Origin of the sequence: Actinosynnema mirum DSM 43827, from assembly GCF_000023245.1 — a bacterium.
GTDB lineage: Bacteria > Actinomycetota > Actinomycetes > Mycobacteriales > Pseudonocardiaceae > Actinosynnema > Actinosynnema mirum.
Map to the genome: position 1 here is coordinate 4,050,533 of NC_013093.1, position 24,715 is coordinate 4,075,247.

The following is a 24,715-nucleotide window of genomic DNA, read 5'->3' on the forward strand; positions in this document are numbered from 1 at the left end:
CGGAGCTCGTCATGCCCGTCACCCGCGCCTCGGTCGAAGCAGCAGGCCGCACCCGCACCTACACCCTCGTCACGCGCACCGACGAGATCACCGACCTGGTGCTGGTCTTCCACGGCTCCAAGCAGACCGCCGACAAGCACCGCGCCTTCACCGGCCGCGCCTTCGACGCGCTCGCCACCGCCGACACCGCCGTCGCCTACCTCGACGGCCACAAGGGCAACTGGAACGACGCCCGTCGCGGCAGCCGCTTCCCCGCCCGCGTGGAGAACGTCGACGACGTCGCGTTCACCGAGGCCGTCATCGCCCGTCACGCTCCCGACCGGGTTCACGCGATCGGGTACTCCAACGGCGGCCAGTTCGTGTTCCGCCTGCTGCACGAGCGCCCCGGTCTGCTCGCGGCGGCGGTCGCCATCGGCGCGACCATGCCGACCCCGGACGGCTTCACCGTCCCCACCGCCCCCGCGCCCACCCCGTTGCTGCTGGTCAACGGCACGCGCGACCGGATCGTCCGGTACGAGGGCGGCGAGGTGAAGCCGTGGGCGCGGGCGCTGTTCAAGGTCGACGGCGACAACCTCTCCGCCCCCGCCACCGCCGCCTACTTCGCGCGGCACAACGGCATCACCACCGCGCCGACCAGCACGACCACCGGCAAGGCCGAGCGCACCGCGCACGCCCAGGACGGCAGGCCCCCGGTCACCCTCCTCACCGCGCACGGCGCAGGCCACACCATCCCCGGCCCGAAGAAGGCCCCGTTCGTGCTCGGCTCGACCAACCGGGACGTGAGCACCGCCGACCTGGCCCGCGAGCTGTTCGCCCGCTAACCGGAGGCGTCCGCGCTGCGCCGCGCCAGCAGCGCGAACGCCTCCGCCAGCTCCGGCGGCCCCACGACCTCCACGTCCGCGTCGAACCGCAGCACCGACGCCGCCAACGCCACCCACGACCACGCCCCCGCCACCACCCGGCACCGCCCCGGCCCGACCTCCCGCACCACCGCGTCACCGGTGTGCGCCGCCACCGCCGACGCGGGCAGGTCCAGCAGCACCTCGCCCCGGCACGGCCACTCCCCGTCCGCCGACCCCCGGAACCGGCCGCGCACGAACGCCGCCACGTCCCCACCCGGCACCTCGCGCGGCGCGAAGCGGGGCCCACCGGGAACGCGCGGGGTGATCCGGTCGGCCCGGAAGGTGCGCCAGTCCGCGCGGTCCAGGTCCCACGCCACCAGGTACCAGCGCCCACCGGCCGCGACCAGGTGGTGCGGCTCCGCCCGCCGGGGCGGCCCGTCGGAACCCGCGTAGTCGAACCGCAGCACCTCCCCCGCCCGCACCGCCGCGCTCAGCGCCACCAGCACCTCCCCGTCCACCCGCGCCCCGCCCGGCCGCTCCAACGCCGTCACCTGCAGCGCGTCCACCCGGTGCCGCAGCCGCGCGGGCAGCACCTGCCGCACCGTCGCCAGCGCCCGAGCCGCCGCCTCCTCCACCCCGGCGCCGCTGCTCGCGGCCACCCGCAGCGCCACCGCCAGCGCGACGGCCTGCTCGTCGTCGAACAGCAGCGGCGGCAGCTGCGACCCCGCGTCGAGCCGGTACCCGCCGTCCGGGCCCTTGACCGCCGCGATCGGGTAGCCCAGCTCCCGCAACCGGTCGACGTCGCGCCGCACCGTGCGCGCGCTGACGTCCAGCCGCTCGGCCAGCAGCGCGCCCGGCCAGTCGCGCCGCGCCTGGAGCAGGGACAGCAACGACAGCAACCGCGCGGAGGTCTTCTGCACGAACGGCAGTATCCCCCGCGATAGCGGACACAACCTGACCGCTACCTCCGAGAAGCTGCGCGGGAGAACCGAGGAGGTCGAGTGAGGACGCGCGAACTGGGCAGGACCGGCATCCGGGTCAGCCCCCACTGCCTGGGAACGATGATGTTCGGGGCGGGCAACACCGACGTGGACGAGTGCGTCGGCATGGTCCACCGCGCGCTGGACGCGGGGATCAACTTCGTCGACACCGCCGACGTCTACGCGGGCGGCGAGTCCGAGCGGATCGTCGGCAGGGCGCTCAAGGGCAGGCGCGACGACGTCGTGCTCGCCACCAAGGGCAACGGCCCGATGGGCGAGGACCCCAACCGGCGGGGCAGCTCCCGGCGCTGGATCATCACCGCCGTGGAGGACTCGCTGCGCAGGCTCGCCGTCGACCACGTCGACCTCTACCAGGTGCACCACCCGGACCCGTCGACCGACGACGAGGAGACCCTGTCCGCGCTCACCGACCTGGTGCGCGCGGGCAAGATCCGCGCGATCGGCGCCTCCAGCCTGCCCGCGTCGCGGATCGTGGAGGCCCAGTGGACCGCCGAGCGGCGCGGACTGCACCGCTACCGCGCCGAGCAGCCCCCGTACTCGATCCTGGACCGGGGGATCGAGCGCGAGGTGCTGCCCACCTGCCTGCGGTACGGGCTGGGCGTGCTGGTGTGGAGCCCGCTCGCGTCCGGCCTGCTCACCGGCCGCTACCGCCGGGGCGCGCCGATGAACCCCGGCCGGATGCGCTGGGTGCCCCGGCACCTGACCGACGAGCGCAAGCTCGACGCCGTCGAGCGCCTGATCCCGCTGGCCCGCGAGGCGGGGATGCCGCTGGCGCACCTGGCGCTGGCGTTCACCACCACCCACCCGGCCGTCACCTCGGCGATCCTGGGCCCGCGCACCCCCGTGCAGCTCGACGACCTGCTCTCCGCCGCGACCACCGCCCTGGACGACGACCTGCTCGACCGGATCGACGAGATCGTCCCGCCGGGAACCGACCTCGGCCCGCTCGACATCGCCTTCACCCCGCCCGAGGTGACCGTGCCCGCGCTGCGCAGGCGCCCGCTCGACGAGCGCGCGGCGGCCTGAGGTGACCGTGCTGACCACCCGCGAGCTGAACCGCGCCACCCTCGCCCGCCAGCTGCTGCTGGGGCGCGCCGACCTGGACGCGTGGGGCGCGGTGTCGCACCTGTGCGGGATGCAGGCGCAGGAGCCGCAGGAGCCGTTCACCGGCCTGTGGTCGCGGTTGCGCGACTTCGCGCCCGCCGGGTTGGACGGGCTGGTCACCGGCAGGCGCGCGGTGCGGGTGCACCTGATGCGGCGGACCGTGCACCTGGTGACCTCGGACGACGTGCTGGCGTGGCGGTCGCGGCACGCCGACATGCTGCGGCAGAAGGTGCTCGGGGTGTACCGGGCGGACCTGGCGGGCGTGGACCTGGTCGAGCTGGCCGCCGCCGGGCGCGAGGTGCTCGCGGAGGGGCCGGCGAGCGCGGCGGAGGTGGTGCGGGCGCTGGGCGGGCGGTGGCCGTCGGTCGCGCCGCGCGCGCTGGGCGAGATGGTGATCGCGGCGCTCGTCCCGGTCGTCCAGACGCCGCCGCGCGGGCTGTGGCGGGCCAGGGGCGGGGTGCGCAACGCGCTGCTGGCCGATTGGCTCGGCCGCGAACCCGACCCGCCGGACGACGGGGACCCGGTCGGCCGGGAGCTGGTGCGCCGCTACCTGGCCGCGCACGGTCCGGCCAGCTCGGGGGACCTGCGGATGTGGAGCGGCCTGGCCGGGCTGCCCGCGGCCGTGGCGGCGGTGCGCGGGGAGCTGGTGTCGTTCCGCGACGAGCGCGGCCGGGAGCTGCTGGACCTGCCGGACGCGCCCCGACCGGACGGCGACGTGCCCGCGCCGGTGCGGTTCCTGCCCGCGTTCGACAACGCGATCCTGGGCTACCAGGACCGGAGCCGGATCGTCGACGACGCGCACAAGGGGCTGTCGGTGGCCGGGGAGCGGGTGGTGCTGGTGGACGGGCGGGTCACCGCGACCTGGCGGGTGGCCGAGGACGTGGTGCGGGTGGCGCCGCTGCGCGAGCTGACCGCTGGGGAGCGCGACGAGGTCGTGGCGGAGGGCGAGCGGCTGGCGGGGTTCCTGACCGGTGGGGACCGGGTGGTGGTGGGCTGAGCGGTCGGGGTGTCAGCCTGCGAGGGTGGCGGGCGAGGTGGCCCGCGGAGTCCCCCTTCCTCCGGATCGCCTGGATCTGCCCCAGGCGCGGTCCACCGCCGCGTTCCCCGTGCCCGACCGGAGCGCGAGCACGGCTGCCGGTGACAGCCGCCCCGCAAATCCCCCGGAACCGGCTGGTTTCCGCAGCTCGACCGCCGGGTGGTCCACAGCGTCGTCCGCTCTCCCGTGCGCGCGGTCAGGTCGTCCCCGCCGCCCCCGCGCCCAGCAGCCGCTCCAGGCACAGGTCCATCCCCGCCTCCAGGTGCTCCGCCGACCCGGTCGACAGCAGCACCGTCACCCCGCCCTGCACCGCCGCGATCACCGCCGCCGCCATCCGGTCCGGGTCCAGCCCCGGATCGGCCTCGCCCGCCGCCTGCGTGGCCACCACCCCGTCGCGCACGCACGCCTGCCACCGCCGCAGCAGCCCCGCCGTCACCGCGCGCGACTGCGGGCTGAACCTGCCCACCTCGGCGATCAGCACCACCAGCGGGCAGTGCGTCCCCTGGTCCCGGTACCGCGCCACCACCAGGTCGCGCCACGCCAGCCACGCCGCGCGCGAGGTCAGGTCGCCCAGGTACGGCTGCTGGTCCTCGAAGACCCGCTCCGCCTCCAGCTCGGCCACGGCCAGCAGCAGCTGCTCCTTGCCGTCCGGGAAGTAGTGGAAGACCTGGCTCTTCCCGGTCCGGCTGCGCCTGCACACGTCGTCCAGGGTGGCGGCGCTCGCGCCGCGCTCCCGGACCTCCTCGGCGGCGGCCTCGACGATGCGCGCGCGGGTCGCGGCGCCCTTCGCGGTGATCACCCCCAGACTGTACTTGTGGGTACATTTTTGCGGAAATAGCGTCGCCGGGCATGAGAGCGATCGTGATCGAGGAGCCCGGTGGACCCGAGGTGCTCAGGCTGCGCGAGCGGCCGGACCCGCGTCCCGGACCGGGCGAGGTGCTGGTGGACGTCCGCGTGGCGGGCGTGAACTTCATGGACACCGCCATCCGCGCGCGGGGCGCCGTCGAGGTGCCCGGCATGGAGGGCGCCGGTGTGGTGGCCGAGGTGGGCCCGGACGTGCGCGGGTTCGCGCCCGGCGACCGCGTGGCCTGGATGACGCTGGACCACGGCAGCTACGCCACGCGCGCCGTGCTGCCCGCGTCGACGCTGGTGGCGATCCCCGACGGCGTGAGCGACGAGACGGCCGCCGCGCTGGTGCTCCAGGGGCTGTCGGCGCACCACTTCGCCACCGTGTCCCACCCGACGCGACCGGGCGAGGTGGTGCTCGTGCACGCCGCCGCCGGTGGGGTCGGGCTGCTGCTCGTGCAGCTGGCCAAGGCGCGCGGGGCCACCGTCGTCGGGCTGGTGTCGCGGGAGGAGAAGGTGGAGGTGGTGCGCGCGGCGGGCGCGGACCACGTGCTGGTGTCGACCGGGGGCGCGTTCGCCGGGCCGGTGCTGGAGCTGACCGGCGGTGTGCACGCGGTGTTCGACGGCGCGGGCGGCAGCACGTTCGAGGCGTCGCTGCGGGTGCTGCGCAGGCACGGCACGCTGGTCTACTACGGGCCGCTGATCGACGAGGTGCCGACCGTGCGGATGAGCGAGCTGCCGCGCAGCGTGCGCGTGACCTACTCGTCGGTGGAGGACCACGTCAGCGGCCCCGGCGAGCTGGAGGCGCACGCGGGGGAGCTGTTCGGCATGGTCGAGCGCGGTGAGCTGGCGGTGCGGATCGGCGGGCGCTACCCCCTGGCGGAGGCGGCCAGGGCGCACGCGGACCTCGGCTCGCGCGCGACCACCGGGAAGCTGCTGCTGGTCACGTAGCCGGACCGGGGTGCAGGTCCCCGGCGCGGGAGCCGCTCCACCCCGACCCCGGCCCGCACGACCGGCGTCCCCTCCCGGTCGCGCGGGCCGGCCCCGCCACGGCCGGGACGGCGCGCCTCCCCCCGGTACGCGCCGCCCCGGCCCTCCCCCGGCGGATTCCCCCAGGAGCCTCGCCGCGGTGTGGGCACAGTCCAGCGCACCCCGGCGCGCGTGCCGGGGCCGTTCGGACACTCCTGGACGTTCCTGGACGAGACCCGCGTGGCGGGACGGCGCCCCCGGTCGTCCGGAGCTCCTAAGCGGCTCCGATCCACTGCCAGGCCCGGCACTTGCTGTCGCCGCCGCCGGTCTTGCTGCTGCAGACCCGGAAGCTGACCACCTCGCGGGGGCCGATGCTCCTGGTGCCGCACCCGTCCTTCGCCCCGTTGGAGTCGCCCAGCTTGTACTCGGTCCCCGAGCCGGCCACCGTGTACTCGATGCGCACACCGCGGTCGTTCGCCGACGTGTCGCACACGCGCAGGTACTGGTGCGTGTGCGACACGTACCCGGAACCGCCGCCGTCCGGCGGGGTCTGCGTGTGCGCCGCCGCCGAGGCGGCATGGGTGCTGGCGGCCAGCATGAGAACCGTCCCGGCGGCGACCGCCGCCGCCCTCTGAGCGAACTTCAGCACGAGATCCCCCTTGAGTTCCCCGGACAAGCCTTCAAGATCGAGTCCTTCGACCGGGGGGACGATACAGTCGCATCGCCGTCCGACCTACCTCCAAACGGTGCATATGCACCATGACGGTGGGCGGGAAGTCCTTGGAGGCCGGGTCCTTGCGGGGCCCCGCGGTTGTGCGCCGCCGGGCGGTACGGGGGTGGGCACGCGGCCGATACCGGGGCCCGGCGCGGGAGGGCTAGCGTTGGCCGGGTGAGCGAACTCCAGGGGATGCGCCCGCCTGGCCTGGCGGGGTTGACGGGCAAGCACCTGGCGGCGGGGGTGCTCTTCCGCGACCGGGACGGCCGGGTGCTGCTGGTCGGGCCGTCCTACAAGGCGGACTGGGAGATCCCCGGCGGCGCGGTCGAGGTGGACGAGTCGCCGTGGGCGGCGGCGTCGCGCGAGCTGGGCGAGGAGCTGGGGTGGACGCGGCCGGTGGGCAGGTTGCTGGTGGTGGACTTCCACCCGGCGCGTGACCGGCGGCCCGAGACGGTGGCGTTCGTCTTCGACGGCGGGCTGGTGTCCGAGGACGATCTCGAAGGGCTCGGGTCCCCGGACGGGGAGCTGCGGTCGGTGGCGCTGCGCACGGTGGAGCAGGCGCGGGCGCTGGTGCTGCCGTGGCTGGCGGGGCGGTTGGTGGCGGCGCTGGAGGTCGTGGACGGTGGCGGGACCGCGCTGTGCGAGGTGGGCGAGCGGGTGGCCTGACCCGCCCGGCTGACCGCGCCGGACGGGTCGGGGACGGTCAGGCGACGGCGGTGCCCTCCAGCTCCACCATCAGCGGCGCCAGCGCCAGCCGGGTGACGCCCAGCATGGTGGTCGTCGGCGCGACCTGGGCCGCGCCGAGCCGGGCCGCCAGCACCCCGTAGTGCTGGAAGAGCAGGTCCACGTCGGTGGTGTGCACGTTCAGCCGGACGAGGTTCGCCAGCGTCATGCCCGCCCCGCCGAGAACCGCCTCCAGGTTGTCCAGGCTCAGCGCCAGCTGGGCCGCCATGTCACCGGCGTGCCGCGGCGCCCCGTCGGCGTCGGTCGCGGTCTGCCCGGAGCAGTAGAGGGTCCGGGACTGCCCGGAGACCACCTCGCCCTGGTTGAAGCCCATGCCGACCGACCAGGTCGTCGGGTTGACGGCCGTTCGTTCCACTGCCACGCCTGCACCGCTCTCGTCGCGGCGGTCCGGTCGACCGCCTGTGGTCGTGGACCCTGCCCGCGAATCACGACACCTCCTGTCAGGTATTCCTGGCAGGATTGCGGGACGTGCGAGCTGACCGGTTGGTCTCGCTGGTCCTGCTGCTGCGCGGACGGGGCCGGATGTCCGCGACGGCGCTGGCCCGCGAGCTGGAGGTGTCCACGCGCACGGTGCTGCGCGACGTGGAGGCGCTGTCGGCCGCGGGCGTCCCGGTCTACGCGGAGCGCGGGCGGCGGGGCGGGTTCGCGCTGCTGCCGGGGTACCGCGCCGAGCTGACCGGGCTGAACCACGACGAGGCGCTGGCGCTGCTGGTGACGGGGTCGGGCGGCGGGTCGTTCGGGCTGGGCGGGGCGCTGGCGGCGGCGCTGCGCAAGGTCGCGGACGCCCTGCCTGCGCCGAACCGCGACACCGCGCACGACGCGGCGTCCCGCCTGCTGGCGTCCCCGGCGACCGACCTGCTCTCGCGGCCCCTCGCGGCGGACGACGCGCCCGGCGCCGTGCTGGCCGAGGTGCGGCGGGCGGTGGTGGCCGGGCGCAGGCTGCGGCTGCGGTACGCGGCGCCCGGCGGGGAACCGGGGTGGCGGGTGGTCGACCCGATCGGCCTGGTCGGCGCGGGGGACCGGACGTACCTGCTGGCGACGCGCGACGGCGAGGACCGCACCTACCGCCTGTCCAGGGTCCTGGCCGCCGAGGCGCTGCCCGAACCGGCGGTCCGGGCGGCGGAGGTCGACCTGGAGCGGGTGTGGCGGGAGCGGTGCGCGCGGCTCATCCCGGAATCAGCGCAGGTCACGGTCGTGGCGCGGGTGGACCCGGCCCGCCGGGAGGAGGTCGCGGGCACCGCGGTGGCCGTGCGCTCGACCGGCCCGGAGACGACCGGGTGGCCGGGCCTGGAGGTGCTCTACCAGGACCGCAGGCACGCCGAGTGGGCGTTGTGGCAGCTGGCCGAGGCTGTGGAGGTGCTGTCCCCGCCGTGGCTGCGCGAGCACCTGCGCGCCCGCGCCACCACCCTCGTCGACCGCTACGCCACCCCACCGGACCGGGACAGCCCGGCCCCGCAGGCGCCCTCCCCCGACGCCTTGACGCCCCGGAAAACCAGCCCCTAGATTCCGGGGACATCGCCCTCGACGGGGCCGCCGGTGTCGGGGCAGTCGCGCACGCCTCGCAGACAGGACCGACGATGATCCCGCGCACCTCCGGCGCCCGCCCACGCCCCACCGGCTTACGCCCCGCCGCCGCGCTCGGCGTCCTCACCGCCGTGGCCGCCGCCGCCACCCTCGCCGCCGTCCCCTCCCCCGCGCGCGCCGCCACCGGCTGCCGGGTGGACTACCGGGTCTCCAGCCAGTGGGCGGGCGGGTTCACCGCGAACGTGGACGTCACCAACCTCGGCGACCCGGTCACCTCCTGGCGGCTGACCTGGGCGTTCGGCGCGGGGCAGGCGGTGACCCAGGCGTGGGGCGGGGTCGCGGCGCAGACCGGGGCGCAGGTCAGGGTCGACAACGCGGCCTGGAACGGCTCCCTGGCCACCGGCGCGAGCACCTCGTTCGGGTTCACCGGCACCTGGACCGGCGCCAACCCGCCCCCGGCGCAGTTCGCGCTCGGCGGCGTCACCTGCACCGGCTCCACCACCCCGACGACCACGACGACGACCACCACCGCACCGCCGTCCGACGTGCTGGCCAAGGCGCACACCGTCGGCCGGGTCAGGCAGGCGGCGGGCGCCGCCCGCTACACCTGGCCCGGCATCGCCTTCGAGGGCCGCTTCCGGGGCACCGGCGTGGGCGTCACCCTCAACGACGCGGTCAACGACTACGACGTCCAGGTCGACGGCGCCACCGTCGCCACCCTGGTCACCCCCGGCCGCACCACCCACCGGGTGCAGGGGCTGACCAACGGCGTGCACACCGTGCGCGTGGTCAAGCGCACCGAGGTCCCGTGGAGCGCGGGCGAGTTCGGCGGCTTCACCGCGGACCCCGGCGGCGAGCTCCTGGACAAGCCCGCCCCGCGCACCCGGCAGATCGAGTTCATCGGCGACTCGCTCACCGCCGGCTACGGCAACACCTCCACCAGCCGCGACTGCTCCGCCACGGGCGTGGACCGCAAGTCCAACGCCGACCTGACCTTCGGCGCCCTGACCGCCCGAGCCCTGGGCGCCGACCACCAGATCAACGCGCAGTCCGGCAGGGGCATGGTCCGCAACTACAACGGCGGCGACCCCGGCACGGACTTCCGCACCTCCTACGCCCGCGGTCTGCAGAACGAGGCGGCCGACGTCTGGCAGAACCCGCCGACGTGGCGCCCGCAGCTGGTCGTGGTCGGCCTGGGCACCAACGACTTCTCCACCCCGGTCAACCCCGGCGAGCCCTGGACCGCGGACACCCTCGTCACCGCCTACAAGGCCGCCTACCAGGGCTTCCTCGACAAGCTCCGCGCCACCTACGGCCCGAACGCGGTCATCGTGGTCAACGCCTCGAACCTGTTCGCCCAGACCGCGCAGCAGGTCGTCACCGACCGCAACGCCCAGGGCGACACCCGAGTCCGCTTCTGGAACCACGACGACCCCCGCCTGGACCGCCTGGGCTGCGACTGGCACTACTCGACCGCCGACCACCGGCTCCTGTCGACCCTGCTGACCGACTACATCGCCACCCTGCCGCTGACCTGGTGAGCCTGTGACCTGCACGGATGACGATGCCCCACCACCCGTCCGCGACCGGGCGGGTGGTGGGCGGAACAGGTCGGCGACCGGGCCCTCCGCCGATGCCGCCGCCGGGCCTTCGTCGGGGTCGGGTCGGGTCGTGGTGGGCGGCCCGCACGCGGTCGGCGGGCTCGGGTCCTCCTCCGCCGGACACCGCCGCGGGAGCGGCCGGGGCTACACGCCGCGCAGTGGCGGGTAGGGCTCACCCGGCGGGTGCTGTGGCCGGTTGGCGTCCCTGGCCTCCTGGAGCTGGTCCTCCAGGGTGACGATGCGGCACGCCGCGTCCAGTCCGGTGCCCTGGTCGACCAGTTCCCGGACGCGGGCGGCCAGGCGCAGCTGGGAGCGGGAGTAGCGGCGGTGGCCGCCGGTCGAGCGCTGGGGCTCGATCAGCTTCGCCTCGTCCAGGCTGCGCAGGAACCCGGCCGACGTGCGGAGCATCTCCGCGGCCCGCCCCATGGTGTAGGCGGGGTAGTCGTCGTCGTCGAACCTCTCGGCCGTGGTCTGCGCCTGGGCGACCTGTGGTCCGGTTGTGTCCTCTGGGGTCATCGCGCCTCCGCATCACGAGGGGCCCCGGCGCAGTAGCGCCGGGGCCCCAGGGGTGTTGGGTTTCACTTCCACCTAGCCGACCGTGAGATCGGCTTCCTCTTTCCACACGACCCGCATCGCTCGCGGGTGCTGCGGGGATCGCTTGTGCGTAACCGAAGACCACCTTCCCATCCGATGGCGCCGCGGTACCCGTCCGGCCGAGTTCAACCGAGAACGGGCGATCCGATGGTGTGCAACCCTTCCCTTCTCCTCTGACCAACTTGACTGACAATCTCACGTGACGGTCGGCACCGGTCCTGATGCACATGCCGGATTCACCTCACCGACCGCCCGCGGCCACCTGCCAAGAGCCCCTTCCACTGATCGGCTCCGACAGACCTGGCCGCACCGCACTTGCTGTGCCGAACTCGAACTGCTTCACCACTTCTCCGGGTCACCGGCGCCGGGACCACTGCTCCGGTCCCTTCCACCAGCCGACCCGCGGTCCACTGCCGCAGAGGCCCCGTTCACTGATTGGCCCCGACACGTCCGACCGTCCTGCTGTCGATCTCACGGGTAGTTCGTCATCTCCCGTGCCACTGCTCCTCGCTGCTTACGGGGAGAATACTACACACAGCCGCCGCCGAATGTCTACTCCCGCCAGCACAGATTTACCCGCCCGAGTGGCGGAGGCTATCTGACCTGCGGTGTTGAGCAAATCGATCGGCCGTCGCGGCCCCGGTGGCGGGGCGGCCGTGGGCCCTACCGGGGGCGCCGGACCTCCAGGTAGGCGTCCAGGCGGGCGGCGGCGGTGAGCATCGCGCGGGCTCGGGTGTGCAGGCGGGTGCGGCGGGTGGTCAGGGCCGCGGCCACCGAGTCCGGGGCGCCCGTGCGCAGGTCGGTCAGGAGTGGGGCGATCACGGGCAGGGGGTGGCCGCCCTTGCGGAGCTGGGCGACCAGGTGGGCGTCGCGGACGTCCTCCGGGTGGTAGGCGCGGTGGCCCGCGTGGTCGCGGGCCGGGGTGAGCAGGCCCTCCGACTCCCAGCGGCGGAGGGTCGCCGGGCGGACGCCCAGGCGGTGGGCCAGCGCGCCCACCGGGAGCGGGGTGCGGGACTGGGGCGGGGTGGTGGTCAGGGTGGTCAGGGCCGCGGCCACGGCGTCCAGCGCGGCGCGGTCGGCCAGGAGTGCGGCGTGGCTGCGGTCGATCAAATCCAGGGACTGCTCCAGGCGGCCCTCGTTCGCGGCGACCATGATCTCGGTGGCCACCGCGTGGCCGTGACCGGCCGCCAGCGCCAGGAACGCGCGCAGGGCCGCGGCGTGGCGCTCGGTGTAGCGGCGGTGGCCCGAGGGGGCGCGTTCGGCCTCGGGGAGGGCGCCGGACGCCTCGTAGTTGCGCACCGCCTGGGTGGACAGACCGTGTTCCCGCGCCAGGTCGACCGTGCGCATAGAGCCTCGCCTTGGTTTGAGGTTTTTGGGTTGTCGAGCTGCGTTTTCTCGGCATAACTCCACACCGTCACATCAACGATAGCGTCGAAGGGGCCCGAAGACCGCCACCCAGGAAGGCCGTCATGCTCCCCGAAGACCTGGACGTCACCGCCCTGCTCGGAACGCCGCGGTTGCTCGCGCTCGGCGAGGCCATGCACTTCGAACCCGCGCTGCCCGCGTTGCGCAACGAGCTGTTCGGCCGGTTGATCGCCGACCACGGCTACCGGACCGTGTCGGTGGAGAGCTGCTGCCTGCGCGGCAGGCTCGTCGACGAGCACGTGCGCACCGGCGCCGGCGAGGAGGCGGAGGTGCTGCGCGACGGGTTCAGCCACGGGTTCGGCGAGGCCCCCGGGTCCGCCGAGCTGCTGCGGCTGCTCGCCGGGCACAACCGCGCCCACCCGCACGACCCGGTCGGGTTCGCCGGGTTCGACGCGCCCACCGAGATGACCGCCGCCGACAGCCCCCGCGCGGCGCTGGAGCTGGCCTGGCAGGGGCCGCTGCCCACGCGCGTGGACGAGCTGCTCGGCCCGGACGAGCCGTGGGTGGAGCCCGCCGCCGCGCGGGACCCGTCGCGGTCCATCGGGTCGGACCCGAGGGTCGCCGCGCTGCGGGTGGTCGTGGAGGAGCTGCGCTGGGACGCCGCGGCGCGCGCCGCCGACCGGACGCCCGAGCAGCGGTGGGAGGTCGAGCTGGGGCTGCGCGCGGCGTCCGGGCTGCTGGCCTACCACGCGGTCATGGCCGAGGACGCGCCCGACCGGTTCCCCAGGGCGGGCGGCATCCGGGACTCGGTGATGGCGGAGAACCTGCGCGCGCTGACCGAGCGCGGCCCGACGCTGGTGTTCGCGCACAACCAGCACCTGCGCGCCTCGGCGATCGACTGGGAGGTGGGCGGCGCGGTGGTCCGCTGGCCCAGCGCGGGGTCGCTGCTGGCCGCGCGGCCGGAGCGCAGGCACGCGGTGATCGCGACCGCCGTGGGCGTGGCCGAGCACCAGGGGCTGGGCGAGCCGGAGGCGGACACCGTGGAGGGCAGGCTGGCCGCGCGCTACGACCGGCCCGCGCTGGTGGGGGCGGACGAGGTCGTGGAGCTGTCGCGGGGGGCGCGCAAGCGCGGCGGGTCGGAGCGGCAGCTGAGCTACTTCCCCCTGGACCCGGCGGCGCCGCGCGACTACGACGCGGTGCTGTTCCTGCCGGAGATCAGGCAGGGGTGAACGGACGGGCGCCGGGCCCGCGCACGCGGACCCGGCGCCGCTCTCAGCCGACCGGCCTCGTTCAGCAGCCGAGGTCGTGGATGTGGACCGAGCTCCAGATCCTGATCCACTCACCGGGCGCGTGCCAGCCCAGGTAGAACACCGAGCAGGTGGTCGAGCGGAAGCAGTCGGTGTCCTTGAAGTGCTCGGGCGACTGGTTCGAGTTGCGGCCGGGGGCCACCGACTTGCGCGGGTGGGCGGTGCTGTCGGCCCAGAGCGGGCACGACGTGTGGCTCCGGGAGTCCCTGGCGGCCTCCAGCGACCTGGTGGTGCGGTTGTTCACGATCCCGCACGGGTCGAGAACCCCGCCGCAGTTCGCGCCGAACGGCTCGACGGAGGCGTCGGACCCCGCCTCGGGAGCGGCGGGGACCACGACGATCCCGCCCCTCGGCTGGGCGTCACCCGCTGCGGCCACCCCCGCCGCCGCGACCGACGCCGCGACCGACGCCGCCATGCCCGCCGGCGTGAACCCCACCAGCGCCACGAGCACGGCGGCTACGATCATCACACCGCGGAACACACGTCCGCTCATGCTGATCCCCCCTGGATCACCGGATGAACTCCGACGACCCGACGATGCGCCGCTCGACCACGACGGGCGTCGGGGTTGGGAAAACGTCCACCGACGGGCGAGCGGAGGGGCTGCTCCCGAAGGGGCAAGCCTGGTCAAGCGCGCCGCAGGCCTCCCGCGTCGACGTGGCGCATCCTGCGGCGCCCCAGCACCGCCAGCAGCGGCTTCAGCAGCAGCCACTCGCCGACCCGCTGGTCGCCCGCCCGCACCAGCCGGGCCGCCAGGTGCGGGTGCTGGCGCCACAGGTACTCGCGGGCCTTCTCGGCGTGGAAGGGGTTCGACACGAGCCTGATCCGCGCGAATCCCTCCAGCAGCGGCCCGACCTCGCGCACGTTCTCCCAGGTCGTGCGGCTGCCCGCCTCCCGCAGCAGCGGGCCCCGGTAGCCGAGGGCGCGGGCGTGCTCGGCGAGCAGGTCCGCCTCCGGGCGCGTCCCGCCCACCGCTCCCCCGCACACCACCAGCAAGGACCCGACCCCGACCACACCCCTCCGCACCACCACCGCGCCACCCTGGCGGCCCCCGCCACGCCAGTGGCTGAACAGGTGCGGCCACCAAAAACCACCTGCGCCGACCGGTCCCGACAGGACACACTCCCCCGCGTGCTACTGACCGTGACGACCACCCGCGCTCCCGCGACCGATCTCGGGTTCCTGCTGCACAAGCACCCCGACCGCGCGCAGACCTTCACCACCTCCTCCGGCCCCGCCCACGTCTTCTACCCCCGAGCCGACGAGCAGGCGTGCACGGTCGCGCTCCTGCTGGAGGTCGACCCCGTCGGCCTGGTGCGGGGTCACGGCAGCACGCTCACCCAGTACGTCAACGACCGCCCCTACACCTCCGGCTCGCTGATGGCCGTCGCCCTCGGGTCCGTGTTCCGCACCGCCATGAACGGCCGCTGCGACGCCCGCCCCGAGCTGGCCGCCGAACCGCTGCCGCTGCGCGTGGAGCTGCCTGCCGTGCCGCACCGGCTGGTCGAGCGGCTGTTCGCGCCGCTGGGCTGGCGGGTCGACGCCGAGGTGCTGCCGCTGGGCGAGGACCTCGGCGACTCCCGCTACGCGCGCGTCGTGCTGACCGGTGAGCTGCTGCTGTCCCAGGCGCTGCGCCACCTGTACGTGCTGCTGCCCGTCCTGGACGGCGACAAGCACTACCACGTCGACCAGGACGAGGCCGCCAAGCTGCTGCGCGCGGGCGAGGGCTGGCTGCCCGAGCACCCGGACCGGGAGCTGATCACCCGCCGCTACCTGCTGAACCGCAGGACCCTGGTGGAGGAGGTGCTGTCCTCGCTGTCCAGCCTGGCCGAGGCCGAGGAGGTCGAGCCGGAGGAGCTGGACAACGCCCTCGCCCCACCGCGCGTGTCCCTCGCGCGCCAGCGCCGCGAGACCGTCATCTCCGTGCTGCGGGAGGCGGGCGCGCGCAGCGTCGTCGACCTGGGCTGCGGCGGCGGCGCGCTGCTGCGCCCGCTGATCGCCGAACCGCAGTTCACCCGCGTGCTCGGCGTCGACGTCTCCGCGCACGCCCTGCGCGTGGCCGCCCGCAAGCTGCACCTGGACACCATGGGCGAGCGCCAGCGCGCCCGCGTCGAGCTGCGCCAGGGCGCGCTGACCTACGTCGACCGGGGCCTGACCGGGTTCGACGCGGCCGTGCTCATGGAGGTCGTCGAGCACGTCGACCCGGAGCGGCTGCCCGCGCTGGAGCACGCCGTGTTCGCCTGCGCGCGCCCCGGCCTGGTGCTGGTCACCACGCCCAACGTCGAGTACAACCCGCTGTTCGAGACCCTGCCCGCCGGGTCGCTGCGGCACGCCGACCACCGGTTCGAGTGGACCCGCGCGCAGTTCCGCGAGTGGGCCGAGGGCGTGGCGGAGCGCACCGGCTACACCACCCACTACCTGCCGATCGGCGACGAGGACCCCGAGCGCGGCGCGCCCACCCAGGCCGCCGTCTTCACCCTGGAGAGGACCGAGGACTGATGGAGCTGACGATCCCCCAGCCGAGCCTGGTCGTGCTCGTCGGTGCCTCCGGCTCCGGCAAGTCCACGTTCGCGCTCCAGCACTTCACGCGCACCCAGGTGCTCTCCAGCGACTTCTTCCGGGGCATGGTCGCCGACGACGAGAACGACCAGTCCGCGTCCGGCGCGGCGTTCGACTCGCTCTACTACGTCGCGGGCAAGCGCCTGGCCGCCGGCCGCACCACGGTCGTGGACGCCACGAACGTGCAGCCCGCCGACCGGGCGCGGCTGATCGCGGTCGCCAAGGAGCACGACGTGCTGCCCGTCGCGATCGTGCTCGACACCCCCGACGCGGTGTGCCTGGCCCGCAACGCCACCCGCCCCGACCGGGACTTCGGCGACCACGTGGTGCGCCGCCAGCGCACCGCCCTGCGCAAGTCCCTGAACCGGCTCGGCCGCGAGGGCTTCCGCCGGGTGCACGTGCTGCGCACCCAGCGGGACGTGGACGAGGCCGTGATCGTCCCGGAGCGGCTGCTCAACGACCTGCGGCACGAGCGCGGCCCGTTCGACGTCATCGGCGACGTGCACGGCTGCCGCGCCGAGCTGGAGGAGCTGCTGGTCGAGCTGGGCTACGAGCTGGTGCGCGACGAGCGGGGCCGCCCGGTGGACGCGCTGCCGCCCGAGGGAAGGCGCGCGGTGTTCGTCGGCGACCTGGTCGACCGGGGACCGGACACGCCGGGCGTGCTGCGCCTGGTCATGGGCATGGTCGAGGCCGGGCACGCGTTCTGCGTGTGCGGCAACCACGAGCAGAAGCTGGTGCGCGCCCTGCGCGGGCACAAGGTCAAGGTCGCGCACGGCCTGGCCGAGTCGCTGGAGCAGCTCGGCGGGCAGGACGAGGAGTTCCGCGAGGCCGCCACCCGGTTCTGCGACCGGCTCGTCGCCCACTACGTGCTCGACGGCGGCGACCTGGTCGTCGCGCACGCCGGCCTGCCCGAGCACTACCACGGCCGCGCGTCCGGCCGGGTGCGCTCGTTCGCGCTGTACGGCGACACCACCGGCGAGACCGACGAGTACGGCCTGCCGGTGCGCTACCCGTGGGCCGACGACTACCGGGGCCGGGCGACGGTGCTCTACGGGCACACGCCCACCCCGAGGGCCGAGTGGGTCAACAACACGATGTGCCTGGACACCGGCGTGGTGTTCGGCGGCGAGCTGACCGCGCTGCGCTACCCCGAGCGCGAGGTCGTGGCCGTGCCCGCGCACCAGGTCTGGTACGAGCCGGTGCGCCCGCTGGCGCCCGTCGCGCCGGAGCGGGAGGCGGGGGCGCTGGACCTGGACGACGTGACCGGCAAGCGCGGCGTCGAGACCGCCCACCGGGGCCGGATCACGGTGCGCGCCGACCAGGCCGCGGCGGCGCTGGAGGTGATGAGCCGGTTCGCGGTGGCCCCCCGGCGGCTGCTGTACCTGCCGCCGACGATGTCGCCGGTGGCGACCTCGAAGCGCGAGGGCCTGCTGGAGCACCCGGACGAGGCGTTCGCCGAGTACCGGGCCTGGGGCGTGCGGCAGGTCGTGTGCCAGGAGAAGCACATGGGGTCGCGGGCCGTGGTGCTGGTGCGCCGCGACGTCGAGGGCGCCGGCGACCTGGGCGTGGTGCACACCCGCACCGGGCGGCCGTTCTTCGACGGCGACCTGGAGCGGCGGGTGCTGGAGCGGGTGCGCGACGGGGTGACGGCCGCCGGGCTGTGGGAGGAGCTGGACACCGACTGGCTGCTGCTGGACTGCGAGCTGATGCCGTGGAACGCCAAGGCCGACGGGCTGATCCGGCAGCAGTACGCGTCGGTGGGCGCGGCGGCGTCCGGGTCGCTGGGTGTGGCCACGTCCGCGCTGGAGGCCGCCGCCGGGCGCGGGGTCGACGTGGGGGCGCTGCTGGAGCGCACCCGGTCCCGGCGGGCGAACGCCGAGGGCTACCGCAGGGCGTGGAGCCGCTACTGCTGGCCCACCGAGGACCTGGCCGGGTTGAAGCTGGCCCCGTTCCAGGTGCTGGCGGCGCGCGGGCGCGTCTTCCACGACCGGGACCACCTGTGGCACCTGGGCGTGCTGGCGCGGCTGGAGGGCGAGCTGTTCCACCGCACCGCGCACCTGGTCGTCGACACCGGCGACGAGGAGCAGGTCGCGGCGGGCGTGCGCTGGTGGGAGTCGATCACCGCGGACGGCGGCGAGGGCATGGTCGTCAAGCCGCTGGCCAACCTCGTGGTCGGCGAGCGCGGGCCGGTGCAGCCGGGCGTGAAGGTGCGCGGGCGCGAGTACCTGCGGATCATCTACGGCCCCGACTACACCGAACCGGCGAACCTGGAGCGGCTGCGCAAGCGCGGGCTCGGGCTCAAGCGGGCGCTGGCGGTCATGGAGTACTCGCTGGGGCTGGAGGCGCTGGAGCGGGTGGCGCGCGAGGAGCCGCTGTGGCGGGTGCACGAGTGCGTGTTCGCCGTGCTGGCCATGGAGTCCGAGCCGGTCGACCCGAGGCTGTGAGGTGGTGCGGCGGTCCGGTGGAATTCGTGTTCCGCCGGGCCGCCGCACCGGTCGATACTGGCCGGCATGGGGAAGACCTACGAGCGCATCGACGGCCGGTTGCGGGAGTTCATCGAGGCCCAGCCGGTGTTCTTCACCGCGACCGCCCCGCTGGACCCCGGCGGGCACGTGAACGTCTCACCCAAGGGCCGCTCCGGCACGCTGCGGGTGCTGGACGAGCGGCGGGTGGCGTACCTGGACTTCGGCGGCAGCCACGCCGAGACCATCGCCCACCTGCGGGAGAACGGGCGCATCACGCTCATGTGGTGCGCCTTCGACGGGCCGCCGAAGATCGTGCGGGTGCACGGGAGCGGCGAGCCGGTGTTCCGCGACGACCCGCGCTTCGCCGACCTGGTGGCCGGGTTCGGCGAGGCGGACGGGCCGGGGCTGCGGGCGGTGGTGGTCGTGACGGCCGAGCTGGTCAGCGACACCTGCGGGTACGCCGTGCCGTTCCTGGACTACCGGGGCGAGCGGGAGCTGCACGCCCAGCACTTCGGGCGCAAGAGCGACGAGGAGTTCCGGGCGTACTGCGAGGGCAAGCCGCACAACAGCGCGAGCATCGACGGGCTGCCCGCCCTGCCGATGCCGGTGCCGCCGCGCGGGTGAGGGGCGATCGGGTGGGGCGGGTGGTGATCGGGCGAGGAGCTCAGCGCCGCTGCCCGTGACCCGGCGCAGCTGTTCGGGTCGCCTCGCCGAACCAGGTGGTGAGCGCCTCGCGGAGCGCGGGGACGGCGGTCGTCGCGGGCTCGCCGGGGGCGGCGGCCCAGGCGACGTGGGCGTCCGGGCGGATCAGCAGGGCGTCGGCGGCGACGGGGTCGGGCGCGGTCGCGGTGTGCCGGTCGACCCGGTCGCGCCACGGCTCGGCCGCCGCGAGCAGGTCGGGGCGGTCGGCCAGGGCGAGCAGCACGGGGCGGGCGGCGTGCAGCAGGCCCGCGACGTCGGTCGCGCCCGACGCCGTGCGCAGGGCCGGGTTCGGGGTGAAGCGGCCGGTCAGCGGGTGGGCGCCGGGGAACGGGTAGCGCAGCTCGGCGCCCGCGACCAGCGCCCCCAGCCTGCGCAGCGGCTGCTCGTCGACGAGCAGCTCGCCGACCAGCTCGCGCAGCGCGAGCGCCGCCGGGTCCTCGCCGCGCCGCAGCGCCACCTGGGCCTGGGTGTGCAGCATCGTGCGGGCCGTGGCGTGGCGGCGCTCGGACTGGTAGGTGTCGAGCAGGCCGGGCGGGGCCCAGCCGCGCAGGGTCGCGGCGAGCTTCCAGGCCAGGTTGACCGAGTCGAGCATCCCCGCGCCGATGCCCACGCCGGTGGCCGGGAAGCGGTGCGCGGCCTCGCCCGCCAGGAACACCCGGTCCACGCGGTGGCGCTCGGCCGCGCGCGCGTGGTGGCGGTAGCGGGACAGCCGGGTGGCGCCCTCCATGGGCAGCGGCGCGCCCAGCACCCGCTCGACGCTGCCCGCCAGCTCGGCCAGGGTGAGCGGCGCGCCCTCGTCGACCTCGCCGGCCTCCTCGGTCGTGGACACCATCAGCACGTCCGGGTCGAGCCAGCCCATGCCGAACGCCCCGCGCTCCGTTCGGGTGAACTCGCCCGCGCCGACCCTGCCCACCCCCGGCAGCTCCAGGTGGCCGCCGTCGCGCCTGGTCACCGACGCGGGCACCCGCACCTGCCCCAGCCGGTGCACCTCCGGGTAGGTCTGGCCGGGGAACCCGACGCCGAGCAGCTCCCGCACCCGGCTGCGCCCGCCGTCGCACCCCACCAGGTAGCGCCCGGTGACCTCGCCACCGCCGCGCAGCCGCGCGGTCACCGCCCCCTCGTCCTGCGCCAGGCCGACCACCTCGCACCCGCGCCGGACCTCGGCCCCCAGCTCCACGGCCCACTCGGCCAGCACCCGCTCCACCCCCGCCTGCGGCAGCGCCACCCCGCGCAACGGTGGGTCGGCCAGCCCGGTGAAGTCCAGGTGCAGGGTGGCGAACGGGTACCGGGGCGCGGGGTGCTCCGCCCCCGACGCGGCCTCGACCCGAGCCAGCAGCCCCCGGCAGCGCAGCAGTTCGAGGACCTGCCCGCCCAGCCCGTTGGCCCTGGGCTCCGGCGAGGGCCCTGGCCGCCGCTCCAGCACGAGCGCGCGGACCCCGGCCAGCGCCAGCTCACCCGCCAGCGCCAACCCGGTCGGCCCCGCCCCCACCACGACCACGTCGACGTCCACGCCCGCTCCCGTTCTCCCAGTTCACCGCGCCGGCGGGAGGGATTGTGCGCCCCGCACGGGGTCTTGTGGCAAGCCCAGGTCCGGGATATACCTTGAGGTGGCGCCACGAACGGGATGTGTGGGCGCGCACCGGGAAAACCGCTGGTCCCCAGCGCCCGCGATGGGCTGGAATGCCCCCATGGGACACCTGTTCTTCTGGGGCCACACCCCGCACCGCGACGGAGAGCTGGGGCGGGAGTGCCTGAGCCAGTGGTGGGAGCGGCCGTTCGAGCTGGACGGGCGCGTCCACCCCACCGCCGAGCACGCCATGATGACCGGCAAGGCGCTGCTGTTCGGCGACGAGCGCACCGCGGGCCGCGTCGCCGAGGCGCGCACGCCCGGTGAGGCCAAGTCGCTGGGCCGCCAGGTGCGCGGCTTCGACGAGGACACCTGGGCGCGCGAGCGCCTGGAGCTGGTCGCCCGGCTCAACGAGGCCAAGTTCGGCCAGCACGACGACCTGCGCGCCTACCTGCTGGGCACCGGCGGGCGGGTGCTGGTGGAGGCGAGCCCGGTGGACCGGATCTGGGGCATCGGGCTCGCCGCCGACGACCCCCGCGCCACCGACCCCGACCAGTGGCGCGGGCTCAACCTGCTCGGTGAGGCGCTGATGCTCGCCCGCGCCCGGCTGGCCGCGGGCGACTAGGGGACGAGCCGGTAGTGGGTGGTGAGCTGCCCGTCCTCGACCACGTGGAACGCCAGCGCGGGCGGCGCGCCCCTGTCGTTGGGCTTCTCGCCCTCCCACGGCGGCGCCAGCGTCGAGACCACGCCGGGGGCGCTGAGCACCGGCACCCCGGCCAGCGACCCGACCATGGGGCTGTGCGAGTGCCCGCACAGCAGCGCCAGCAGCCCCTTGCGGCCCCGCACCACCCGCGCCAGCCGCTCCGGCGCGTCCAGCCCGATCGGGTCGAGCACCGGGTGCCGCACCGGGACCGGCGGGTGGTGCAGGCACACCAGGGTCGGCGCCCCGGCGGCTTCGGCCAGCACCGCGTCCAGCCACTCCAGGGTCTCGTCCGCGAGCGCCCCGCCGTCCTGGCCGGGCACGGTCGAGTCGCACAGCGCGAGCACCACCTCGCCCACCCGCGCCACCCGGTTCACCGGCCCGTCCCCCGGCCCCTCGCCGAGCAGCACCTCGCGGAACGGCGACCGGGAGTCGTGGTTGCCCGGCAGCGCCAGCAGGGGCCGCCCGAGCCCGCCGAGCACCCGCGCAGCCTCCTCGTACTCCACCCGGAGCCCGTTGTCCACCACGTCGCCGGTCAGCACTGCGGCATCGACCGGACGGGCGAGTCCGCGCAGGTAGCCCACCACGCGCTCGGCCCTGGGGGCGGCGTGGTCACCCCCGTCGAAGTGGGTGTCGCTGAAGTGCGCGAGGATGATCACTGCTTTCCTCCGATTCGCAGCCTGAGCCGATCAGCGGAAAAGTACGCTCCAGTCCACTGGGCCAGATAGCTGGCCACCCGAACGAACTCGGGGGTGTAGGCACGTGCCGGTGCGGTCCAGAGCCCGGAGCGCCCTGCAGAGGCGCGCGCTGAACCTGGCCAGGACCACCCCCGGACGGCTCACCCTGCTCGCCCTGGCGCTCGCCGGGCTGAGCCTGCTGGTGGGTCTGCTGACCGCCCAGTCGGTCCAGCGGCGCACCGACGCGCTGAGCGTGCTGGCCGACCAGACCGAGCCGCTGGCGTACGCCGCGCAGGAGGTCTACCGGGCGATGGCCGACGCGGACGCGACCGCCGCGAGCGCGTTCCTGTCCGGCGGGGTCGAGTCGCCGCAGCTGCGCCAGCGCTACGAGGACGACATCGCCCGCGCCTCCTCCGCCCTGTCCGCCGCCACCGACGCCCTCACCCGCGCGGGGCCCCTGGCGGACGAGATCGACACCCTCGCGCAGCAGCTGCCCGTCTACACGGGCCTGGTCGAGACCGCGCGCGTGCACAACCGGCAGGGCAACCCGGTGGGCGCCGCCTACCTGCGGGAGGCGTCCGAGCTGATGCGCGGCACGCTGCTGCCCGCCGCGCACGACCTGCACCGCGCCCAGTCCGACGCCACCGCCTCCGAGCTGGCGGCTGCCGGCGTGCTGCCGTGGACCGAGCTGCTGCTGGGCGGGGTGCTGCTGTCCGCGCTGGCGGGCGCGCAGCGCTACCTGTTCCTGACCAGCAACCGGCTGCTCAACATCGGCCTGGTCGTGGCCAGCGCCGCCTCGGTGATCGCCCTGATGTGGTCGCTGGTGGCCAGCCTGGTCGTGGTCGCCGACACCGGCGCCGGTCAGACCGCCGCCCGGCAGGTCGACGTGCTCGCCCAGGCCCGCATCACCACGCTGAGCGCGCGCGGCGACGAGACCCTCGCCCTGGTCACCAGGGGCGGCGGGGCCACCGCCTACGAGGACGGCTACCGGCGGTTGGACGGCGAGCTGGAGGAGCTGCTCGCGCAGGCCCACGCCGGTGACGCGGGCGAGCACCACCGGCGCTGGCAGCGGGCGCACGCGATGCTGCGCGCCGCCGACGACCGGGGCGACTGGGAGGGCGCGGTCGACCTGGCGCTGGGCACCGGCTCCGAGGGCGCGGCCTCCGCGTTCGACGCGCTGGACCGGGACCTGGTGGACGCGCTCGTGGCGGCCCGCACCGAGGCCAACGGCGCGGTCGCGTCGGCGCGCGGCGCGCTCGGCGGGGCGGTGGACGTGGTGGCGTTCCTGTCCGCGATCGCCGCGTTCGCGTGCCTGGCCGGGGTGTGGCAGCGGCTCAAGGAGTACCGGTGAGGGCGCGGCGGGGCGTGGTGCTGGCGGCGGCGCTGCTGGCGACCGCGTGCGCGCCGGTGCCCAGCTCGGCGCCCCCGATCGGGGGTGACTCGGCGGTGCGGCCGGGACCGGCGGAGGCCACCGTGCTGCCCCGCGAGGCCCAGGAGCCCACCGCAGGGCAGGACTGCACCGCCAGCCTGCGCCCGTCCCGGCCGCTGCCCGCGCCCGGCGCGATGCCCTCGGGCAGCACGATGCGGCGCATCGCCGAGCGGGGGCAGCTGGTGGTGGGCGTGGACCAGAACACCTACCTGATGGGGTTCCGCGACCCGTTCACCGGCGAGCTGCAGGGCTTCGACGTGGACCTGGCCCGCGAGGTGGCCCGGTCGCTGCTGGGCGACCCGACCAAGGTGCGGTTCCGGGTGCTCAACTCGGACCAGCGGCTGCCCGCGCTGGAGACCGGCGAGGTGGACGTGGTGGTGCGCACCATGACGATCACCTGCGAGCGGTGGCGGCGGGTCAACTTCTCCACCAGCTACTACGAGGCCGGGCAGCGGGTGCTGGTGCCGAAGGACTCGGGCGTCACCGGGCTGACCGCGCTGTCGGGGCGGAAGGTGTGCGCGACGACCGGCTCCAGCTCGCTGGCCCACGTGCGCGCCCACCCGTCGGGGCCGGTGCCGGTGGCGGTGCCGAACTGGACGGACTGCCTGGTGATGCTCCAGCAGGGGCAGGTGGACGCGATCTCCACCGACGACACGATCCTGGCCGGGTTCGCCGCGCAGGACCCGTACACCGAGGTGGTCGGGCCCCGGCTCACCACCGAGTCGTACGGGATCGGCGTGGCCAAGGGCGCGGACGACCTGACCCGGTTCGTCAACGGCGTGCTGGAGCGGGTGCGGGCGGACGGGACGTGGGCGCGCATCCACCGCAAGTGGCTGGGCGACCCGCCCGCGCCGCCCGCGCCGGAGTACCGGGACTGACGGTGGGCTGGAGCGGGTGGGCTTGGAGCGGGTGGGGAGGTGCGGGTGGGTGCCGGAGCGGAGGAGCGGCGATGACCAGCGAGGTCGTCC

General features: G+C 75.2%; 24 protein-coding genes. 14 read left to right on the forward strand and 10 right to left on the reverse strand.

What is annotated here, in order from left to right; translation table 11 throughout:
* Nucleotides 1-11 precede the first annotated feature (11 nt).
* The gene (locus AMIR_RS17380; protein WP_015802267.1) at nt 12-821 is read left to right on the forward strand and encodes a CE1 family esterase; all 810 of its coding nucleotides are present in this window, start codon (nt 12-14) and stop codon (nt 819-821) included.
* Here AMIR_RS17380 and AMIR_RS17385 read toward each other — a convergent pair.
* Nucleotides 818-1,762, reverse strand: coding sequence for a helix-turn-helix transcriptional regulator (locus AMIR_RS17385; protein ID WP_015802268.1), 945 nt, complete (start codon nt 1,760-1,762; stop codon nt 818-820). The genes AMIR_RS17380 and AMIR_RS17385 overlap by 4 nt on opposite strands.
* Nucleotides 1,763-1,843: 81 nt before the next feature.
* On the opposite strand from AMIR_RS17385, the gene AMIR_RS17390 reads away from it, so the two are divergent.
* On the forward strand, nt 1,844-2,869 hold the full coding sequence (locus AMIR_RS17390; RefSeq protein ID WP_015802269.1) for an aldo/keto reductase: 1,026 nt from the start codon (nt 1,844-1,846) through the stop codon (nt 2,867-2,869).
* Nucleotide 2,870: 1 nt separating this feature from the next.
* The gene (locus tag AMIR_RS17395) at nt 2,871-3,944 is read left to right on the forward strand and encodes a winged helix DNA-binding domain-containing protein (protein ID WP_041836824.1); all 1,074 of its coding nucleotides are present in this window, start codon (nt 2,871-2,873) and stop codon (nt 3,942-3,944) included.
* Nucleotides 3,945-4,179: 235 nt separating this feature from the next.
* On the opposite strand, the gene AMIR_RS17400 is transcribed toward AMIR_RS17395, so the two are convergent.
* Nucleotides 4,180-4,782 carry a TetR/AcrR family transcriptional regulator gene (locus tag AMIR_RS17400; protein ID WP_015802271.1) on the reverse strand — a complete coding sequence of 201 codons (603 nt, stop codon included), beginning with the start codon at nt 4,780-4,782 and terminating at the stop codon, nt 4,180-4,182.
* Between the two features lie 50 nt (nt 4,783-4,832).
* Here AMIR_RS17400 and AMIR_RS17405 point away from each other — a divergent pair, with 50 nt between their 5' ends.
* On the forward strand, nt 4,833-5,780 hold the full coding sequence (locus AMIR_RS17405; RefSeq protein ID WP_015802272.1) for a quinone oxidoreductase family protein: 948 nt from the start codon (nt 4,833-4,835) through the stop codon (nt 5,778-5,780).
* A 292-nt stretch (nt 5,781-6,072) separates the two neighbouring features.
* Here the strand turns inward: AMIR_RS17405 and AMIR_RS17410 are convergent, their stop codons facing one another.
* Entirely contained in the window at nt 6,073-6,447 is a 375-nt protein-coding gene (locus AMIR_RS17410) for a hypothetical protein (protein WP_015802273.1), read from the reverse strand.
* Nucleotides 6,448-6,687: 240 nt separating this feature from the next.
* Here AMIR_RS17410 and AMIR_RS17415 point away from each other — a divergent pair, with 240 nt between their 5' ends.
* Nucleotides 6,688-7,179, forward strand: a complete 492-nt coding sequence (locus tag AMIR_RS17415; RefSeq protein ID WP_240438957.1) for an NUDIX domain-containing protein — start codon at nt 6,688-6,690, stop codon at nt 7,177-7,179.
* 37 nt (nt 7,180-7,216) lie between these two features.
* On the opposite strand, the gene AMIR_RS17420 is transcribed toward AMIR_RS17415, so the two are convergent.
* Entirely contained in the window at nt 7,217-7,612 is a 396-nt protein-coding gene (locus AMIR_RS17420; protein WP_041836825.1) for a RidA family protein, read from the reverse strand.
* A 113-nt stretch (nt 7,613-7,725) separates the two neighbouring features.
* Between AMIR_RS17420 and AMIR_RS17425 the strand changes: the two genes are divergently transcribed.
* Together AMIR_RS17425 and AMIR_RS17430 are read left to right on the forward strand one after the other, a co-directional pair.
* Nucleotides 7,726-8,760, forward strand: a complete 1,035-nt coding sequence (locus tag AMIR_RS17425; protein WP_015802276.1) for a helix-turn-helix transcriptional regulator — start codon at nt 7,726-7,728, stop codon at nt 8,758-8,760.
* 74 nt (nt 8,761-8,834) lie between these two features.
* Complete coding sequence (locus tag AMIR_RS17430) at nt 8,835-10,322, forward strand: cellulose binding domain-containing protein (protein WP_015802277.1); 1,488 nt, start codon at nt 8,835-8,837, stop codon at nt 10,320-10,322.
* A gap of 204 nt (nt 10,323-10,526) precedes the next feature.
* On the opposite strand, the gene AMIR_RS17435 is transcribed toward AMIR_RS17430, so the two are convergent.
* A complete protein-coding gene (locus tag AMIR_RS17435; RefSeq protein ID WP_015802278.1) occupies nt 10,527-10,898 on the reverse strand; it encodes a helix-turn-helix domain-containing protein in 372 nt (123 codons plus the stop codon).
* A gap of 741 nt (nt 10,899-11,639) precedes the next feature.
* The gene (locus AMIR_RS17440) at nt 11,640-12,323 is read right to left on the reverse strand and encodes a MerR family transcriptional regulator (RefSeq protein WP_015802279.1); all 684 of its coding nucleotides are present in this window, start codon (nt 12,321-12,323) and stop codon (nt 11,640-11,642) included.
* Nucleotides 12,324-12,445: 122 nt separating this feature from the next.
* Between AMIR_RS17440 and AMIR_RS17445 the strand changes: the two genes are divergently transcribed.
* Nucleotides 12,446-13,570, forward strand: a complete 1,125-nt coding sequence (locus tag AMIR_RS17445) for an erythromycin esterase family protein (protein WP_015802280.1) — start codon at nt 12,446-12,448, stop codon at nt 13,568-13,570.
* A gap of 61 nt (nt 13,571-13,631) precedes the next feature.
* Here the strand turns inward: AMIR_RS17445 and AMIR_RS17450 are convergent, their stop codons facing one another.
* Both AMIR_RS17450 and AMIR_RS17455 read right to left on the reverse strand, forming a co-directional pair.
* Nucleotides 13,632-14,141, reverse strand: a complete 510-nt coding sequence (locus tag AMIR_RS17450) for a hypothetical protein (protein WP_015802281.1) — start codon at nt 14,139-14,141, stop codon at nt 13,632-13,634.
* Between the two features lie 134 nt (nt 14,142-14,275).
* The gene (locus tag AMIR_RS17455) at nt 14,276-14,680 is read right to left on the reverse strand and encodes a YdcF family protein (RefSeq protein WP_015802282.1); all 405 of its coding nucleotides are present in this window, start codon (nt 14,678-14,680) and stop codon (nt 14,276-14,278) included.
* Between the two features lie 99 nt (nt 14,681-14,779).
* On the opposite strand from AMIR_RS17455, the gene AMIR_RS17460 reads away from it, so the two are divergent.
* The 3 genes from AMIR_RS17460 (at nt 14,780) to AMIR_RS17470 (ending at nt 19,296) form a co-directional block, all read left to right on the forward strand.
* Nucleotides 14,780-16,147: a 3' terminal RNA ribose 2'-O-methyltransferase Hen1 gene (locus AMIR_RS17460; RefSeq protein WP_015802283.1), complete on the forward strand. Its 1,368-nt coding sequence runs from the start codon at nt 14,780-14,782 to the stop codon at nt 16,145-16,147.
* Nucleotides 16,147-18,651, forward strand: a complete 2,505-nt coding sequence (locus AMIR_RS17465) for a polynucleotide kinase-phosphatase (RefSeq protein WP_015802284.1) — start codon at nt 16,147-16,149, stop codon at nt 18,649-18,651. The genes AMIR_RS17460 and AMIR_RS17465 overlap by 1 nt, the downstream gene beginning before the upstream one ends.
* A gap of 66 nt (nt 18,652-18,717) precedes the next feature.
* Nucleotides 18,718-19,296 (forward strand): pyridoxamine 5'-phosphate oxidase family protein, encoded by a 579-nt coding sequence (locus tag AMIR_RS17470; RefSeq protein ID WP_015802285.1) that lies wholly within the window; start codon nt 18,718-18,720, stop codon nt 19,294-19,296.
* Between the two features lie 40 nt (nt 19,297-19,336).
* Here the strand turns inward: AMIR_RS17470 and AMIR_RS17475 are convergent, their stop codons facing one another.
* Nucleotides 19,337-20,884, reverse strand: a complete 1,548-nt coding sequence (locus AMIR_RS17475) for an FAD-dependent monooxygenase (RefSeq protein ID WP_015802286.1) — start codon at nt 20,882-20,884, stop codon at nt 19,337-19,339.
* A gap of 178 nt (nt 20,885-21,062) precedes the next feature.
* On the opposite strand from AMIR_RS17475, the gene AMIR_RS17480 reads away from it, so the two are divergent.
* Nucleotides 21,063-21,566 (forward strand): riboflavin biosynthesis intermediates N-glycosidase, encoded by a 504-nt coding sequence (locus AMIR_RS17480; protein ID WP_245554623.1) that lies wholly within the window; start codon nt 21,063-21,065, stop codon nt 21,564-21,566.
* Here the strand turns inward: AMIR_RS17480 and AMIR_RS17485 are convergent.
* Entirely contained in the window at nt 21,563-22,300 is a 738-nt protein-coding gene (locus AMIR_RS17485) for a metallophosphoesterase (RefSeq protein WP_015802288.1), read from the reverse strand. The two genes, AMIR_RS17480 and AMIR_RS17485, sit on opposite strands and share 4 nt — an antisense overlap.
* A 109-nt stretch (nt 22,301-22,409) precedes the next feature.
* On the opposite strand from AMIR_RS17485, the gene AMIR_RS17490 reads away from it, so the two are divergent.
* Together AMIR_RS17490 and AMIR_RS17495 are read left to right on the forward strand one after the other, a co-directional pair.
* Nucleotides 22,410-23,669, forward strand: coding sequence for a hypothetical protein (locus tag AMIR_RS17490; protein WP_015802289.1), 1,260 nt, complete (start codon nt 22,410-22,412; stop codon nt 23,667-23,669).
* Nucleotides 23,666-24,625, forward strand: a complete 960-nt coding sequence (locus AMIR_RS17495) for a glutamate ABC transporter substrate-binding protein (protein WP_015802290.1) — start codon at nt 23,666-23,668, stop codon at nt 24,623-24,625. Before AMIR_RS17490 ends, AMIR_RS17495 begins: the two co-directional genes overlap by 4 nt.
* The last annotated feature ends 90 nt before the right edge of the window (nt 24,626-24,715 follow it).

Bases quoted from the DNA above. Each gene is read 5' to 3' on its own strand.
- AMIR_RS17380 (WP_015802267.1), top strand. From the start codon at position 12: ATGCCCGTCACCCGCGCCTCGGTCGAAGCAGCAGGCCGCACCCGCACC.
- AMIR_RS17405 (WP_015802272.1), top strand. From the start codon at position 4,833: ATGAGAGCGATCGTGATCGAGGAGCCCGGTGGACCCGAGGTGCTCAGG.
- AMIR_RS17430 (WP_015802277.1), top strand. From the start codon at position 8,835: ATGATCCCGCGCACCTCCGGCGCCCGCCCACGCCCCACCGGCTTACGC.
- AMIR_RS17435 (WP_015802278.1), bottom strand. From the start codon at position 10,898: ATGACCCCAGAGGACACAACCGGACCACAGGTCGCCCAGGCGCAGACC.
- AMIR_RS17440 (WP_015802279.1), bottom strand. From the start codon at position 12,323: ATGCGCACGGTCGACCTGGCGCGGGAACACGGTCTGTCCACCCAGGCG.
- AMIR_RS17445 (WP_015802280.1), top strand. From the start codon at position 12,446: ATGCTCCCCGAAGACCTGGACGTCACCGCCCTGCTCGGAACGCCGCGG.
- AMIR_RS17450 (WP_015802281.1), bottom strand. From the start codon at position 14,141: ATGAGCGGACGTGTGTTCCGCGGTGTGATGATCGTAGCCGCCGTGCTC.
- AMIR_RS17465 (WP_015802284.1), top strand. From the start codon at position 16,147: ATGGAGCTGACGATCCCCCAGCCGAGCCTGGTCGTGCTCGTCGGTGCC.
- AMIR_RS17470 (WP_015802285.1), top strand. From the start codon at position 18,718: ATGGGGAAGACCTACGAGCGCATCGACGGCCGGTTGCGGGAGTTCATC.
- AMIR_RS17480 (WP_245554623.1), top strand. From the start codon at position 21,063: ATGGGACACCTGTTCTTCTGGGGCCACACCCCGCACCGCGACGGAGAG.